The sequence below is a fragment of the Spirosoma montaniterrae genome (assembly GCF_001988955.1).
In the GTDB taxonomy this organism is placed as follows: domain Bacteria; phylum Bacteroidota; class Bacteroidia; order Cytophagales; family Spirosomataceae; genus Spirosoma; species Spirosoma montaniterrae.
On record NZ_CP014263.1, the window covers coordinates 4377155 to 4392851 of the forward strand.

At 52.2% G+C, this 15697-nt stretch carries 13 protein-coding genes and 1 pseudogene; 6 read left to right on the forward strand and 8 right to left on the reverse strand.

Annotated features, from left to right (window positions below; genetic code table 11):
• Positions 1 to 3: 3 nt before the first annotated feature.
• Entirely contained in the window at positions 4 to 591 is a 588-nt protein-coding gene (locus AWR27_RS18855) for a hypothetical protein (RefSeq protein WP_077132626.1), read from the reverse strand.
• 155 nt (positions 592 to 746) lie between these two features.
• Between AWR27_RS18855 and prfA the strand changes: the two genes are divergently transcribed.
• Entirely contained in the window at positions 747 to 1820 is a 1074-nt protein-coding gene (gene prfA, locus AWR27_RS18860) for a peptide chain release factor 1 (RefSeq protein ID WP_077132627.1), read from the forward strand.
• 21 nt (positions 1821 to 1841) lie between these two features.
• On the opposite strand, the gene AWR27_RS18865 is transcribed toward prfA, so the two are convergent.
• On the reverse strand, positions 1842 to 2810 hold the full coding sequence (locus tag AWR27_RS18865) for an FAD:protein FMN transferase (RefSeq protein ID WP_335695394.1): 969 nt from the start codon (positions 2808 to 2810) through the stop codon (positions 1842 to 1844).
• A gap of 52 nt (positions 2811 to 2862) precedes the next feature.
• Here AWR27_RS18865 and AWR27_RS18870 point away from each other — a divergent pair, with 52 nt between their 5' ends.
• Positions 2863 to 3069, forward strand: coding sequence for a hypothetical protein (locus tag AWR27_RS18870; protein WP_077132628.1), 207 nt, complete (start codon positions 2863 to 2865; stop codon positions 3067 to 3069).
• A gap of 42 nt (positions 3070 to 3111) precedes the next feature.
• Here AWR27_RS18870 and aroC read toward each other — a convergent pair whose 3' ends face one another.
• Together aroC and AWR27_RS18880 are read right to left on the reverse strand one after the other, a co-directional pair.
• Positions 3112 to 4221, reverse strand: a complete 1110-nt coding sequence (gene aroC / locus AWR27_RS18875; RefSeq protein ID WP_077132629.1) for a chorismate synthase — start codon at positions 4219 to 4221, stop codon at positions 3112 to 3114.
• 39 nt (positions 4222 to 4260) lie between these two features.
• On the reverse strand, positions 4261 to 5247 hold the full coding sequence (locus AWR27_RS18880; protein ID WP_232326080.1) for a hypothetical protein: 987 nt from the start codon (positions 5245 to 5247) through the stop codon (positions 4261 to 4263).
• Here AWR27_RS18880 and AWR27_RS25840 point away from each other — a divergent pair.
• Positions 5225 to 5422: a hypothetical protein gene (locus AWR27_RS25840; protein ID WP_232326081.1), complete on the forward strand. Its 198-nt coding sequence runs from the start codon at positions 5225 to 5227 to the stop codon at positions 5420 to 5422. The two genes, AWR27_RS18880 and AWR27_RS25840, sit on opposite strands and share 23 nt — an antisense overlap.
• Here AWR27_RS25840 and AWR27_RS25845 read toward each other — a convergent pair.
• Positions 5386 to 5703: pseudogene (locus AWR27_RS25845) on the reverse strand (BatD family protein); the annotation flags it as partial. The gene AWR27_RS25840 and the pseudogene AWR27_RS25845 sit on opposite strands and share 37 nt — an antisense overlap.
• 124 nt (positions 5704 to 5827) lie before the next feature.
• On the opposite strand from AWR27_RS25845, the gene AWR27_RS18885 reads away from it, so the two are divergent.
• A complete protein-coding gene (locus AWR27_RS18885) occupies positions 5828 to 6031 on the forward strand; it encodes a hypothetical protein (protein ID WP_077132631.1) in 204 nt (67 codons plus the stop codon).
• 59 nt (positions 6032 to 6090) lie between these two features.
• Here the strand turns inward: AWR27_RS18885 and AWR27_RS18890 are convergent, their stop codons facing one another.
• Complete coding sequence (locus AWR27_RS18890; RefSeq protein ID WP_077132632.1) at positions 6091 to 7485, reverse strand: MBL fold metallo-hydrolase RNA specificity domain-containing protein; 1395 nt, start codon at positions 7483 to 7485, stop codon at positions 6091 to 6093.
• A gap of 145 nt (positions 7486 to 7630) precedes the next feature.
• Here AWR27_RS18890 and pbpC point away from each other — a divergent pair, with 145 nt between their 5' ends.
• The gene (gene pbpC, locus AWR27_RS18895; RefSeq protein ID WP_198045031.1) at positions 7631 to 9964 is read left to right on the forward strand and encodes a penicillin-binding protein 1C; all 2334 of its coding nucleotides are present in this window, start codon (positions 7631 to 7633) and stop codon (positions 9962 to 9964) included.
• A 56-nt stretch (positions 9965 to 10020) separates the two neighbouring features.
• Here pbpC and AWR27_RS18900 read toward each other — a convergent pair whose 3' ends face one another.
• Entirely contained in the window at positions 10021 to 11346 is a 1326-nt protein-coding gene (locus AWR27_RS18900) for an amidohydrolase family protein (protein WP_198045032.1), read from the reverse strand.
• A 43-nt stretch (positions 11347 to 11389) separates the two neighbouring features.
• Positions 11390 to 14860 (reverse strand): putative Ig domain-containing protein, encoded by a 3471-nt coding sequence (locus AWR27_RS18905; protein WP_077132633.1) that lies wholly within the window; start codon positions 14858 to 14860, stop codon positions 11390 to 11392.
• Between the two features lie 331 nt (positions 14861 to 15191).
• Here AWR27_RS18905 and AWR27_RS18910 point away from each other — a divergent pair, with 331 nt between their 5' ends.
• Entirely contained in the window at positions 15192 to 15629 is a 438-nt protein-coding gene (locus AWR27_RS18910) for a nuclear transport factor 2 family protein (RefSeq protein WP_077132634.1), read from the forward strand.
• Positions 15630 to 15697 lie beyond the last annotated feature (68 nt).

The following is a 15697-nucleotide window of genomic DNA, read 5'->3' on the forward strand; positions in this document are numbered from 1 at the left end:
GGGCTATTTTTTCTTTATCGCCACTCGGCGAACAACTTCGCGTTTCGGAAATAGTATGCGCCATACGGCCAACGGTGTCTTCTGATCGCCAAAGCAGGTTTGGCAAATGATGTTGTCGGTTGGCACGGCGGCATTGTAAACGAAGAGCGTATCGTTGATTTTCTGAATGTTTGAGATTTGAGGCAGTTTTTGCTCGGCATTATACAAATACGCATCAAGCACTTCGCGTTCTTTTGTACTTAGCGACTGATTTTGTACGTCCTTACCACTAACCAACTGAATATCAACGCCGTATTTTTCCTCGATTGCCGTTAGTCGGGGGAGTTTTTGCAGTTGACAGAGCCGCGCTCGTTCGGCTGGCCCGTTCGCTTTCTGTAAATCGTCAAGTAAATCACTTTGGACCGCCTTACTGATTCGTTCTCCGAGAACATTAACCGTTTCAACCATATCGGCGTTTGTGATACGTTTAGGTTTCATGTCGGCCATTTGTTGCTTTAGCGCATCGGTTTGCTTGATGCGGTCGGGCGTGCAGGCAGTGATGAAAAGTGCCGTAACAGCCGTTGAAAGAACAAAAGCGCGAAAGTGTGCCATTGGAGCCATAAAGCGAAAGTGTGCATGTTGATGCTCAAATATGGGTAAAGATACGGGTTTTAACCGACTCAGGTCTTGGGTAAAACGCATGATAAGCCGTAATAAAATCGTAATTTTGCAGGCCCAAACCGTTTGGGTGTATTTCCAGAATCAACATGCTTGACCAGTTAGAAGCCATCCGCGAACGCTTCGATGAAGTAGCCCAGCAAATTGTGCAGCCTGAGGTTGTTTCCGATCAGAAACGCTTCATGAAGCTGAGCAAAGAATATAAAGACCTCGAAAAAATTGTGACGCAGTACCGGGCCTACACCCAACTGCTCGAAGAAATCGAGAACGCCAAACAGATTATCGCAACCGAAAAAGACGAAGATTTTCGGGAATTAGCCAAAGCCGAATTAGATGAACTGCTGCCGCGCCGGGAGCCGCTGGAAGAAGCATTGAAAGAAATGCTGATTCCGAAAGACCCTAACGACAGTAAAAACGTAATTCTCGAAGTTCGGGGCGGCACCGGGGGCGACGAAGCGGCCATTTTCGCGGGCGATATTTTTCGCATGTACCAGCGGTTCTGTGAAAAAATGGGCTGGCGAATGACACTCGTCGATTTTACGGAAGGCTCATCGGGCGGCTACAAAGAAATTATTACCGAGATCGAGGGCGAAGACGTGTACGGCAAACTTAAGTTCGAGTCGGGGGTTCACCGGGTGCAGCGCGTACCGGCCACCGAAACGCAGGGGCGCATTCACACTTCTGCCGCCAGTGTAGCCGTGTTGCCCGAAGCCGAAGAGGTAGATATTGACCTGAATATGAACGACATCCGCAAAGATACATTCTGTTCGTCGGGCGCGGGTGGGCAGTCAGTAAACACCACTTATTCGGCGGTGCGGCTTACGCACATTCCAACAGGACTCGTTGTGCAGTGTCAGGACGAACGGTCGCAGTTGAAAAACTTCGACAAAGCTCTGACGGTACTTCGGTCGCGGCTGTTCGAAATTGAGTTGCAGAAGCATAACGACGCTATTGCCTCGCAACGCAAAACGATGGTAGGCAGTGGCGACCGCTCCGACAAAATTCGCACCTATAACTATCCGCAGAGCCGCGTGACCGACCACCGTATTGGCCTGACGGTCTATAATCTCCCGGCTGTGATGGACGGCGACATTGGCGAATTCATCGAACAACTCCGCATTGCTGAAAACGCCGAACGGCTGAAAGAGGGAGCAACGGTATAAGACCGCCTTTTCGTAGAATTATCAGCGGATATACGTCTCAAAACCGGTCGATTGCCAACGGCGCAATCGACCGGTTTTATTTTCTAAAATCAACAGTTCAACCTCCGGGAACCGGCGCAGCAGTCGACGGCTTTTTCGCCAGCCTGCCACGCTGAATACCTTCGTGAGCGCGTCGGCCCGCCAGCCGTCGGGAGCCAGCACAGTGGCGCGTACAAAATGCCGCAGTCCCAAGCCCGAACGCGGATTCATGACGTGCGAATACCGACGCCCCCGGTAATCTAAATGTCGGTACATATCGCCAGACGTGGTAATGGCCGCATTTTTAAGTGAAAGTACAGTTGAGTCGAGCGCAACGGAATAGCTCGTATCTCCAGCCAGCACGTCGCCCCCCAGATCAAGCAAAAAAGTGTTGATTCCCAGCCCGCGTAGTAGTTTACCGGCCTGGTCGATGGCAAAACCCTGCCCAATGCCGCCCACGTCTAATCGCATCTCACGTCGCCGAAGCCTGACAGATTGTGTGGCATAATCCAATTGCATCAGCCGATGACCGACAGCCCGGCGCGCCCGAAGTCGCTGCTGTCGGTCGGGAAACTCGCCCCGCCGAACGGCCCTCCGCCAAAGCTGCGACAACGGCCCAATAGTTGGGTCGAACCGGCCATTCGAGAGCCGGGCAATTGTTTGGGACTTTTGTAAAACCTCGAACAGTTCGGGCGAAACCCGTACCCACTGCCCCGAACCCGCCGTGGCCGACAGCCGGTTGATCTCCGACCCATCGAGGTAATCGCTCATAATCTGGTTGAGCGAATCCATGCGGGCGTTCACAGCGTTGTTGGCACGTTGGGCCGTTGCACTGTCGGGTGCGTACAGCGTAAGCACAAACTGCGTACCCATCAGCCCACGCCGAAACTGATAGCGATGCTGCGGAGTCGGCTGGGCCACAACGGCTCCGGCCATCAGTATGAGCAGAAAACGAAGTAGATTGGCGAACAAAATACCGTTGGCGACTTGTTAACAGGCTGGCGTCATCAAACCAGTCACATTTATGATTACGATACGAAACAAATACCTGCTTGCTGCCGCTGGATTCTGGCTTCTGGGTCTGATATTCGTGTTAATTGGCGCGGCTGGCCGAAGTAATCAGTGGGATTCGGCAGGAACGTTACTAACGATTGGCATTCTGGCTCAGGCGATAGGCTTTGGGCTTCTGGGTTTTGTGCTGATGCAGGCTGTTTTTAGCAAGAAGAAATAGGCATAGCCGTCCGGTTTGCGCAAGCAACGGCAGCTATCAATTCTACAAAAACTCGGCCTGCTTCGTCGTGCGGCCAACCTGTGCGGCTTCGTTGCGCAGCATCATATCAACCAGCACCAACGCGGCCATTGCTTCTACGATTGGCACGGCACGCGGCACCACGCAGGGGTCATGCCGACCCTTACCCGATACCGTAACCGGCTGTCCGTCAACGTCTACGCTATCCTGATCCTGCATAATGGTCGCTACCGGCTTGAAGGCTGTTCGGAAATAGATAGCCTCGCCGTTGCTGATGCCGCCCTGAATACCACCCGAATGATTGGTGCGGGTACGAACTTTGCCGGTTTCGTCAGTATAAAACTCGTCGTTATGCTGCGAACCGTATAGCTCGACTCCGGCGAAACCGCTGCCATATTCAAACCCTTTCACGGCATTGATACTCAGCATGGCCTTACCCAGTTCGGCGTGGAGTTTGTCGAAAACGGGTTCGCCCCAGCCCGCCGGGACGCCCGTAATCACACAATCGATTACGCCACCGATAGAATCGCCCCGTTTGCGGGTTTCGTCGATGTACTGGAACATCTGCCCGGCCATGTCGGAGTCAGGGCAACGCACGGGATTTTCTTCGGTTAGGTTCAGATTCAGCTCCGTGTATGGCTTATCGAGTTTCAGTGCGCCCACCTGCGAGACATACGCCCGAATCTGCACACCGTGCTGGGCCAGCAACAGTTTTGCAACAGCACCAGCCGCCACTCGTGCCGCCGTTTCGCGGGCCGACGACCGGCCCCCGCCCCGGTAATCGCGGGAGCCGTATTTGGCCTGATACGTATAGTCGGCGTGAGAAGGCCGGAATTGCTGAGCGATGTGGCCGTAATCTTTACTACGCTGGTCGGTGTTGCGAATGATTAGGGCAATAGGCGTTCCCTGCGTCTGCCCATCAAACACCCCTGATAGTACGTCAAATTCATCGGCCTCGCGTCGTTGGGTCGTAATGCGCGACTGTCCGGGTTTGCGCCGGTCGAGTTCGTGTTGAATAAATTCGGTGTCGAACGTTAACCCCGCCGGGCAACCGTCAATGACAACGCCGATAGCCGGGCCGTGCGATTCACCAAAAGTAGAAATCTTAAATAGCGTTCCGTATGTACTGCTCATGATGTATTGTCTGCCAAACCTGAAAGCGCGGTGCAGAAATTATCGCTTAAAAAACACAAATATCATCCCCAGCAGCATCAATACAATAAATACGTTGGCTGCGGCCCGAACAAGTACTGAAATACTGATTGGCTGTCGGCTGCTGTCGAGCGTTTCGATACCGTCATAAATTGACATACTACCCGCCGGTGCCGAAACTGTATCGCGGCCTGTTTCCGGCGAGTTGCCCATTTTAGCGGGGCTGGTATTCCCGTTTGTTGTGCCAACCTGTAGTACCAATGCCGGGCGAAGCGTATCGTACCGAGCCAGTTGCGGATTAAAATAAATCCACTGAAATCGGCCAGCCAATGGTATAGGCGACTGCTGATGAGGCACTAAGAAATAGGTAAATGTTTTGCTGCCCGTTACACCGGCCACTGTACGGCTAAGCGTTAGTCGTTCTTCGGGCGGGAATACGTCTACATCAGGATTTGGGTTCAGCATGGCCGGGGCGGGCAGCGCAGCGATGTTACCCTCGCCAACCACCGAAAACGCGTACCGAACACTACGGCTAACCACGATTCGGCGTCGGTCAAGCGATTCTTCGAGCCGAAACACGCCGACCGGTACGCGGCCCCGCAAGGGGTGAGCCGGCAACGCCCGAACAGCTACGTTAAGGGGGCGGCTGGTAAACGAAACAGTTTCGGGCGTGGGTGCTGGCGGGCCAATCAGGGGCCGCGAACGGGTTAACTGAAGCGTAACGGCAGGCAAACGCAAAGGCCGGGTCGACAGTGGGAAGAACACCGCCTGGTAGAGTTTGTATTCGCGGAAAGGTTTACCACCAACTTGTACCGGAACCGCCTTTAACTCATTGATATTCAGATTCTCCTCCCAAGCATTAGCAGGTCTGATTTTTTTGATAATAGTTTGCAACTGCTTGTCTAAAGCCGTAAAATTCAGCACATATGGGTAGTTATCCGCTACAAAGAACGAAAGCGTTAGCCCTATGCTTTCGCCAACGTAAATGCTGGATTTGGTTGCCCGCAAGGTTAAAAATGCCGGGTTTTTCGGTAACGTATTCTCCAAAAGAGCCGAAGCACTACCCGGCAACGTAGCTGTTGGTCTGACTGTTAATTCGGCTCCCTCGGAGCGGACGGTCGTGCCATTTGTTGTGATCGAGAACGGCGGCAGTCGAAAACGCCCTGGCGTGCGGGCCTGGTAATTCTGCGTTATAATTTGATTGACTACTGTTTTTCCACCGATTTCAACTGTGGTTACACTGGCAGATGTTCCCTTCTTTGAAAAACCGGTAATGTCGGGAAAAGAAATGGTTGGCCGTGTCTCACTGTTCGGAATACTCACTGTGATAACAAAAGGCCGTTCAATCGGAAAGTTAGTTGCGCTAAATTCTATAGTTGCCGCATTATCAATCACTTGCCCAAATGTAACTATCGGCAGACAAAAAAATAATGCAAAATATTTGCGGAATACTGCTAAAAACATTGTTATTTCGTGGCAACATTTTCTAAAGTGGTGCGTTCTCAACCATAGATGCCCGTAGCCGAAACGACGGTGGAGTCTTTTAAATTACTCATCACTTCCTTAAACCAAAATCCCGTTAACAACCATGCTTTCGATGCTTGAGTACATCAAAACCATCCTTCAGAAGGTGAGTTTTGACAAAGCACTGTTCGAGAAGGAATTGGCGAAGGCCATCAAAATGCTCATTCCCGAAGAGGTGACGCAACTCAAACGCTGGTGTTACGCGCAGTTTGGCAAAATGTACCGGGTAGTGCTTAATCGCTGCTTCGCCCGCGTGCGTTATTCCTGACGGCGTTCTGTTTACTTTCCTGGACCTCTGCTGACCCCGGTTGCTAAAGCCGGGGTTTTTCATAGCACTACCTTCTCCCCCATTTCTGGTATAGCAACGTGCTGAAATCCAGCCGTCTCAAGCTTATCTTTCCAGACCAACTGCTTTTCATACTCGCCATGAACCAGAAAGACCCGCTTCACCAGAACCGGGTTCTGACAGCTCAAAAAGTCAAGCATTTCGCGGTAGTCGCCATGTGCAGAGAATGAATCCATAATCTCGACACGGGCTTTTACCTCATAACGGTCGCCGAAGATCGTTACCTCTTTGTCGCCCCGTTTTAAGGCACCACCCAAACTGTTGGGCGAAGCATAACCGACGAGCAGGATGGTTGTCTGCGGGTCGTCGATGTTGTTTTTGATGTGGTGCTTGATACGCCCCGCTTCGGCCATACCCGACGGGGCGATGATAATACACGGCCCCTGTCGGTTGTTAATGGCCTTTGACTCGTTCACGTCCGACACGTAATGCAGATTCGGGAAGCTGAACGCGTCGCCGTCTTTGTTGATGTAGACCAGGATGTCGGGGTTGAAGTTATCCTGGTGCATGTGCATAACCTGCGTGGCTTTTACGGCCATCGGACTGTCGATGTATACGGGCAATTTCGGCAGTCGGCCTTCGCTCGAAAGCTGGTCGAGGGCATAAATCAATTCCTGTGTCCGGTCGACGGCGAAGGCGGGAATGATAAGTTTACCCCGATTTTCAATGCACGTTTTGTGTACGATCCGCAGCAGGTGGCTCTTCATATCGGGTTCTGGTTCGTGGAGCCGGTCGCCGTAGGTCGATTCGCAAATGATGTAATCGGCCTGCGGAAACGAATCGGGCCTGCGCAGGATTTTGTCGTCAGGGCGGCCAATGTCGCCACTAAAAAACAGGCGTTTTTCGGCACCATTTTCGCGGATAGTCAGGCTAATCGACGCGCTGCCAAGCAGGTGGGCCGCATCGGTCAGCAACCCCGTCACGTCTTCGGTGATCACAAACGGCTGGTTATAGTTAACCGGGCGCATCTGGCTCAAAGCCTGTTCTACGTCCTGTTCGTCGTATAACGCTTCGAGTTCGGGTTGACCGCGCCGGGTGCGCCGTTCGTTCACCCGCTCAAGGTCGCGCTCCTGAATGCGGGCACTGTCGCGCAGCATCACGTCGCAGAGGTCGATGGTAGCTAAGGTGGTATAAATTGGCCCCCTGAAGCCCTGCTTCACGAGTCGGGGAATCAGACCCGCATGGTCGATGTGGGCGTGCGACAGAACCATATAGTCGACGCGGGCGGGGTTAAAGCCGAACGTTTGATTCAGTTCATCGGTATTGATCCCCTGAAACAGGCCGCAGTCAAGCAAAATCTGTGTACCACTGTCGGTAGTGACAAGGTGCTTGCTGCCCGTTACGGTGCGGGCCGCACCAAAAAATTGAATGGTCATAGGGTTTAGGAGACTGGAAGCCGTCGTATTTTTCGACAAGATTAACAGGATTTGCCGGATTTGCACACTATACGTTATGCAGGTCGGTCATTTGCAACATAAGAGCCTACCAATCCTGACAATCCTGTTAATCCTGTCAAAAAAGATGAGCAACTGGAGAGAACTTGTCAAACGGCTATGGCGCAAACGGCTAACGAAGGCCGTTCTGACCACGTTTAGCCTGTTTCTATTACTCGATCTGCTCTTTCCGCTCAACACCCGCGTACCTTATTCTACGCTGATTATCAGCCGCGACGGGCAAATCCTGCACGCTTTTCTGAGCCGCGACGACAAATGGCGGATGTACGCCGAGCTGCCCGAAATTACGCCCACCCTGCGCAACGCTATTCTGTTCAAAGAAGATAAGTATTTCTATTATCACCCCGGTTTCAACCCCGTTGCCATGCTTCGGGCCGCCGGGCGCAACCTGCTGACGGGTCGGCGCACGTCGGGGGCTTCGACTATCACGATGCAGACCGTGCGGCTGCTCGAACCGCGCAAACGGACGTATCTGAGCAAAGCTATCGAGTTGTTTCGAGCGATTCAGTTGGAGTGGCATTACTCGAAAGATGAGATACTGCAACTTTATCTAAACCTGATTCCCTACGGTGGCAACATCGAAGGGTTGAAGTCGGCTTCGCTGCTGTACTTCGGCAAACCGCCCCAACTGCTTAGCTTAGCCGAACTCACTACGCTGACTATTATTCCGAATCGTCCGTCGAGTTTGCGGCTGGGGCACAGCAACGCCCGCATCGTGCAGGAACGCAACCGCTGGCTCACCCGCTTTCGAACCGCTGGCCTATACAACGATGCTACCATTGCCGACGCCCTGACCGAACCACTGACCGCCTACCGGCGCGAAGCCCCACAGCAAGCTCCACACCTCGCCCGCCGACTCCGCACCGACCATCCCGACACGCCCATCGTGCGGGCAAGCGTCCGGGCCGACGCGCAGGCTACTGCCGAGCGCATCGTACAAAACTATGCCAACCGGCTCCGGGGGTTAGCTATCCACAACGCGGCTGTACTAATTGTGGATAACGCCACGCGGGAGATTGTTGCTTACGTGGGGTCGGCAGATTTTCGGAATGCGTTCGACGGTGGGCAGGTCGATGGTGTTCGGGCGGTACGGTCGCCGGGGAGTGCGCTCAAACCGCTGCTTTATGGACTGGCTTTCGACGCGGGCATCATTACGCCAAAAACCAAACTCGCCGATGTACCAACCAACTTCAGCGGCTACGAACCCGACAACTACGACCGTCGGTTCAACGGCCCCGTTACGGCAGAGTTTGCGCTGGCAAACTCGCTGAATATTCCGGCAGTGGCTTTGCTGAATGAACTGGGTACGTCATCATTCGTATCGGCGTTGGGGAAGGCCGGATTTGTATCGGTGAAAAAACAGGCTAAAGACCTCGGCCTGTCGCTGGTGCTGGGCGGCTGTGGCGTCACCCTCGAAGAAATGACCCGGCTGTATGTCGGGCTGGCAAACGGGGGTCAGGTCAAGCCAATACACCTTACAGCATCCTCCGCCACTAAGGAGGTCCCTGCTTCGGGGGCGGAGGAGACTGTGCTTTCTCCCGAAGCCACTTATCTTGTTACGCAAACGCTCGTGCAAATCACCCGGCCCGACCTGCCTAACAATTTCGATAACAGCTACCACCTGCCGCGCATTGCCTGGAAAACCGGCACAAGCTACGGTCGGCGCGATGCCTGGAGCATTGGCTACAACCGACGTTACACCGTTGGCGTGTGGGTGGGCAACTTTTCGGGCGTGGGCGTGGCCGAACTGAGCGGAGCCAACACGGCCACACCGTTGCTGTTTCAACTATTCAACGCGCTGGATTACAACTCGCCGAGCGGCTGGTTTCGGCCACCAACCAATCTGAGCCACCGCCTGATTTGCCCCGAAACCGGCGACGTGCCAGGCGATTCGTGCCACCACCCCGTGACCGATGCGTTTATCATGGGCGTGTCGCGTTATCGGCCCTGTCAGCACCGCAAGGCCATCTGGACCAACGCAGCCGGAACGATTTCGTACTGCGCTCACTGCCGCCCCGCCGATGCCGTGCGCCGACTCTACCCCAACCTTGCGCCGAATGTGCTGGCGTTTTATCAGACTCAACGTATTCCATTTAGAACCGTGCCGCCCCACAACCCCGCCTGCGAGCGCGTGTATGGCGATGCCGGGCCGCTGATTACCAGCCTGAACGACCGAAGCGAGTACTACATTAACCCGCGCCAGCCCGCCGAACTCGAATTGGGTTGCCAGGCTGGCAGCGACGTAAAAACCGTGTTCTGGTATCTGAACGACAAATTCTACCGCCGGGCCACGCCCACTGAAGCCGTATTCTTCAAACCTCGCCCCGGCCCCCTGAAAATCTCCTGCGCCGACGACCGGGGAAGGCATAGCGACTTGCACGTACTGGTAAAAGCGGAGTAGGTCGTTCAGCGTATTTTTTGGCTACGCTGAACGGAGATCGCTAAAGGCAATACAGCTTACTTAGAGCCTTGCGGATTTTTCAGTTTTGTTTTACTCTGTGGTTTGGCTTTGGGGTATATTATCCGCCCTTCTTTCAAAACCATTTTTACGTTAGCCAGCGATTGGGCAAAATCATTTTCCAGATCACCGTTAAAAAAAACCAGGTCTGCTTTTGCGCCTTTGCTTATAACACCCAAACGCTCCGATAAGCCCAACGCTTTAGCTGCATTGTACGTAGCGTATCGTAGTACGTCTTTTGCAGGCAAACCGGCCTCATAATACGATTGAATTACATCAACGGCTCCTTCACCTCGTTCTATACCCTTCACGTCGTTGTAAAAATCAGAGCCTGACACAATCATAACGCCTTTGTTAACGGCACGTCGCAGGCGGTCATGAAAACCGTCTAAAGCACTTTTCAGATAATCTTCTGCTTCCTTTCCAACCATTCCGATACCTGCCACTAATAGTTCGCCTTTTTCCCGTGACACATCAGTGGGTACTAAATAGGTGCCGCGTTGTGCCATCAATGCCAGCGTGCTGTCAGATAGAATATAACCGTGCTCAATGCCGTCAACGCCAGCGAGAACAGCGTCTTTGGCGGAGTCGTCATACGTGGCGTGTGCCGTAACAGAAAGGCCATTCTTATGAGCGGTTTGGACAATTGCAGCAATTTCCTCGGGGGCCAAGACTCGGTTCTCTGTATTCATGCAAACTTTGATGACATTAACACCGCGTTTCTTATGCTCTAAAACGGCTGCTCGTGCATCTTCAACTCCACTAACCACCCTGTATTCCTGGTTAATTACAAAGCTGTCGGCTGGGAAAAGTTTACTGAATTGCCCGCCTGGTGGACTAATAATAGGGCCTGACACGTACATAGTCGGCCCGATTTCTTTACTTTCGGCAAGCGTCTTTTGCAGTTGACTATCTAAGTACTGGCCTGAATTGCCAAGATCGCGAACGGTTGTAATGCCCGCTTCGATATGTTGACGGGCAAATACGAGTCCGCTTTTGATACGTTCAGATGCTGGCACCTTAGAAGCTACCTCCAAACCATCCTTAGTTTGTTTTTGATGGAGCAACAAATGGGTGTGCATATCGATCAGACCCGGTGTTACCGTACATGTAGTCAGGTTGAGCACCGTTGCGTTAGCGGGTTTAACTATGTTATGGCCCACGGCTTCAATGACCCCGTCAGCCACTATGATCTGCTGATTGGTTAAGAAAGACGAGTTTTTGGCATCATAAAGTTTACCTACCCGAATAAATAGTTTGGTTTTGGGTTGGGCCAAAACGGGAGAAGAAACCAGCAAAAGCAAGAAAGGTATGAGCAGACGCATAGACAATTTATGTTTTGATAACGGGGCATCTACGCGTAGTATGTTATGGGCTAAACTGTAGCCGTGCTCCATCGCCCACAGACAGCGTTTTCCCACCTGCGAACGTAACTCTTCGGGCCAATGCCGTGTAGTTGTTAGGCAAACTGATGACATGCTCGACCCGTACAGCATCTGTGCTGGCTGGAACCCGATTGCAGGACCAGACGGTAGGATCGTCCCAGCTACCGTTTTTGACCGTAACCATGCTACAAACGCCCGTACTAATAACAACCTGAACCGAGGCCGTTAGACTTCGCGGGTCGGTAGCCCTAACGGTTACGGTAAAACTACCGGCCTGCGTTGGCGTACCAGTCAGCCGACGATTGACAGCATCAAAACTTAGCCAGCCCGGCAAACCGCTGGCACTATAGGTAAGCGTTTGCCCTTCGGGGTCTGTGAAAGCAGGGACGGTATAGGTAAAGAAATAACCTATTTCAGCCGTTTGTGGGCCTATAGTGGGAGGTATAGGCGGTTGATTCACAGACGTATTGATAACCAACACTCTTGACGTGAACAAACCCGACGGATCGGTAGCTCTGACCGTGATCGAATAGCTACTGGCTACTGTGGGGGTTCCAGAAAATTGGCGCGTTCCTGAATTGAAACTCAGCCAGCCCGGCAGGTTCGTAACGCTGTAGGTAAGCGATTTGCCTTCCGGGTCGGTGAAGGCAGGCGTTGTGTACGTGAAAAACTGATTTACTTCGGCGGTCAGTACGGGTAGCGTTGGTGCTGTGGGAGGCTGATTAGGTCCTGCCACAATAACGAACGGAACAGCCGTTATCAACCCACCCGGATCGGTAGCACTAATCGTGAGGGTGTGGCTGGCCGACTGGGTTGGTGTTCCGGTTAACTGGCGGCTGGTGGTATTATAGCTTAGCCAGGCTGGTAAGCCAGTAAGATTATATACAAGTGCTTGATTTTCAGGGTCTGTAAAAACAGGTATTGTGTAGGCATACGATTGCCCGGTAGCAGCGGCTGGCGGTTGTATAGCTGGGGCAACGGGCGGCAGATTGGGAATGGCACTAACTTCTACCCCTCCGTTCCAGATGCCTCCTACACGCGTGTATACTCGAAAATAATATTGAACGAGCGGGTTTAGATTGGTAACAGTGACCTCGTTGCCAATGCCTTTATAAACCACCTTTCCTCCTTCGATAGGTGATCCGTTTCCGGTGTAGCTGGGATCAGCCGTGTACGACGTGCCAATTGGTATGTCGGTGAAACCACCGGTTGGACGGGCCGCAACCAGAATTTCATTGAACGTTGCCGTTGGGTTAATCCAACTGACCCGAACAGAATTAAGTTGCGGGGTTGCAACCACGTTGCTTACCAGCGAACTGGCCGAATTACAATCTGGATATAGCGTGACGGAGTGGGTAGCTTTAAGCCCTCCATTATCGGTTACGGTCAGCGTAATCAGGTAATAATACGTCTCATTAGGGCTACACCCAACCGGCGAAATAGTCACGGTAGGCGAAGCAGTGGTTATCACCGGTTCGGGGTGGGAGTGGTTATTATGCTCGAGCGATACCTGCCATTCATAACCCATGCCGGTCTGGTCTGTGTCCGTCACGTTTGCCTGAAGCGTGTACGGCGTAGCCTGGCTCATCGTATATAGCGTACCCTGCGCCGGGTTGGTAATCTGCACCGTCGGGGGCGTGTTATTGACCGAAACCACGAGTTGTTTAGGCAGCGACGCCTGATTGGCATTGTCTCTAACCGTCAGCGTAACCGTAAATTTCCTCACTCCGGTGCCCGTGAACACATGCACCGGGTTGGCCGACGTCGAGGTGGTGCCATCGCCAAAATCCCACAGGTAGGTCAGCGGCAGGCCCTCAGGGTCGACGGAGTTCGATCCGGTAAAGGTCACGCTAAGCGGAGACGTCCCGTAGTTTATGGTTGAGGAGGCATTAGCCACCGGGGGCTGATTGCCGCCATAGCTGATACGCGATACCGTACCCTGAATCCGAACGTAAAAGAGCGACCCATCTCTGGGGTTCATTTTTATGTCCAGTATAGACGGGTCGAAGTTATCCGGGGCAAAGTTTCGTACCTCGTGAACAACGTGATCACCTTCGTCGTGAAGGTCCAGATTTTTAATCCAGTGCTGGCTAAAATCCGTAAAGAAGTACGTGTTGCGGTACATAGCCGGAAACTGCGTACCTGTATAGTAAACGCCACCTATAACACATTTGCCGAAAAAGGGAGTACCGGCGGGGGCACCCGTACTACCAACCAGCCGGGCAATAGGTGTTGTTCCACTAAAGGCCGGCACTCGGGTTCGGGCTGTGCCGTGGCTGTAGTCAAGAGCCGGACGTGAATGCGTAAACCGGCGCAATGTCGGGTTTGGGTTATCGGCAAACGTAGTAGGCTGCACACACAGACTTTCAAAAGTGGGCGTGCCCGGCTCATCGAGGTTACGAACATTTGTACCGTTGTAGGATATGGTTGGGTCGAGACCCTCGTAGACGGGCCAGCCGCAGTTAAGGCCCGCTTTATCGACTACGTGAAATTCTTCAATTTGATACCAGCTCACGTCGCCTATCAGCAATGTACCAGGATTACCGTCGGCGGGGTTGGTGCTGCCTGTGTTGGGTTTGAGCGACATGCGATACGGGTTGCGAAGCCCCAACGTCCAGACGCGTGACTGTGGCGAACGCGGATTGGCAGCATCGTAGAACGGATTACTTGATACTCCGTTCCCCGTTGCGGGGTCAATTCGTAATACCTTACCACACAGCGATCTAACCATTTGTGCGCGAAGTGCTCCTACGTTCTCATTGGACCGCATCATGCCAAAATTGAGCGATGCCTGAAAGTAGGTATCAGTACGTCCACCTACGTCAACTCCTTCATGGTGCGCCCCATCGCCAGTTGATACCAACAGGGTTCCGTCTTCACCAAACAAAATAGTGCCTCCTGCGTGCGACTCAAACGTTACCGGAATACCGGTTGTGGCAGATTCGCCCACTAAAACGGTTCGGCTATTTGCCGTTAAAGTCCCGTTAGTGTTTTGAACCCGAAACCGTGATACCCGGCTAATCGTGGCATTATGATACTGATTGGTGGTGCTACTATACTGGGCTGTACCAAAATTCAATACGTGATGCAGATCGACCGTATAAAACAGGTACATGAGACCGTTGCTCTCGAAATTGGGGTCTAAACAGATACTATGCAGACCAAAATCGTTCCACTCGCCAACCTCCTCCCGAATGTCGACAACGGGTGTTGCCTGCCGCACATACGCACTGCCATTCCAGACAGATACCCACACTCGTCCGCTCTTCTCCCAAACAAAAAATCGATTACCATCTGTCGAAAATACGATACCTACCGGACTGGTGTAGTTATCCTGGATTGTAGTTTTCGAGAAACCGCTCGGTAGTTGGGCAAAGCCTGATCTGATCGAACTGATAAATACCAGTAAAGATATTGTCAGTCGACAAACTGAGAAAAAACATGCTAACCGCATCTGTAAAATGTTTACATGTATAGTAGTTAATTTTACTTCAGTCTACCAAAACAAAAAGTAAATTACTTATTCTGTGGATAGTATTCGATAGAGAGTAGGTTTCTGAGCAAATGAATCACATTGGGCAATTGTGATTTCTGGAAATTAACAAAGTACAAACATATTCAATTAATAAGAAATCACCAGAAAAGTATTTGATAGAATACCTTTTCTTCCGGTTATCCTACTTACAGAAATCGGACGAACACAGAAAACTAATGACGAACAGCTTACGATTTGTCATTTTCGCAATTTATCCACATTTTTCCGTTCTAAAAGTAAAAACCAATCTATGAAATCCATTTTATTACTTGTTGCCGGTTTAGTGTTCGCCACCGCTACGTTTGCACAAACCGCGCCCACCGACCCCATGCAGGACCCTACGGCCCTAACCAATGCTTTCTTCAAAGCTATGCTCGATGAAGATGGCACCCTTAACAAATACCTGACGTCAGATTTTAGCATTACCAGTTTCGACGGGCAAACCGTTGATGGCGATTTGCTGGCGCAGGGCGTTGGCGGAGGCTTTGTAATCGTTGAAACGGCTACGATTTCGGACGCACGGACAAGGCAGTACAACAACGATGCCGCCGTAACCACGGGCAACTGGAAAGCCAAAGGCAGCATTCAGGGGCAGGGCTTCGACAGCAACGTGGCCTTCTCGGTAACGAGCGTGAAACAGGGAACTGGCTGGAAAATCGCCAACATTCAGTTTACGGCAGCCAAATGACGGCGCACAACCGTTGACCGTTCCGTAATAACCCTGACAATCAGTAAAAAATAATTGACCCACTCAGC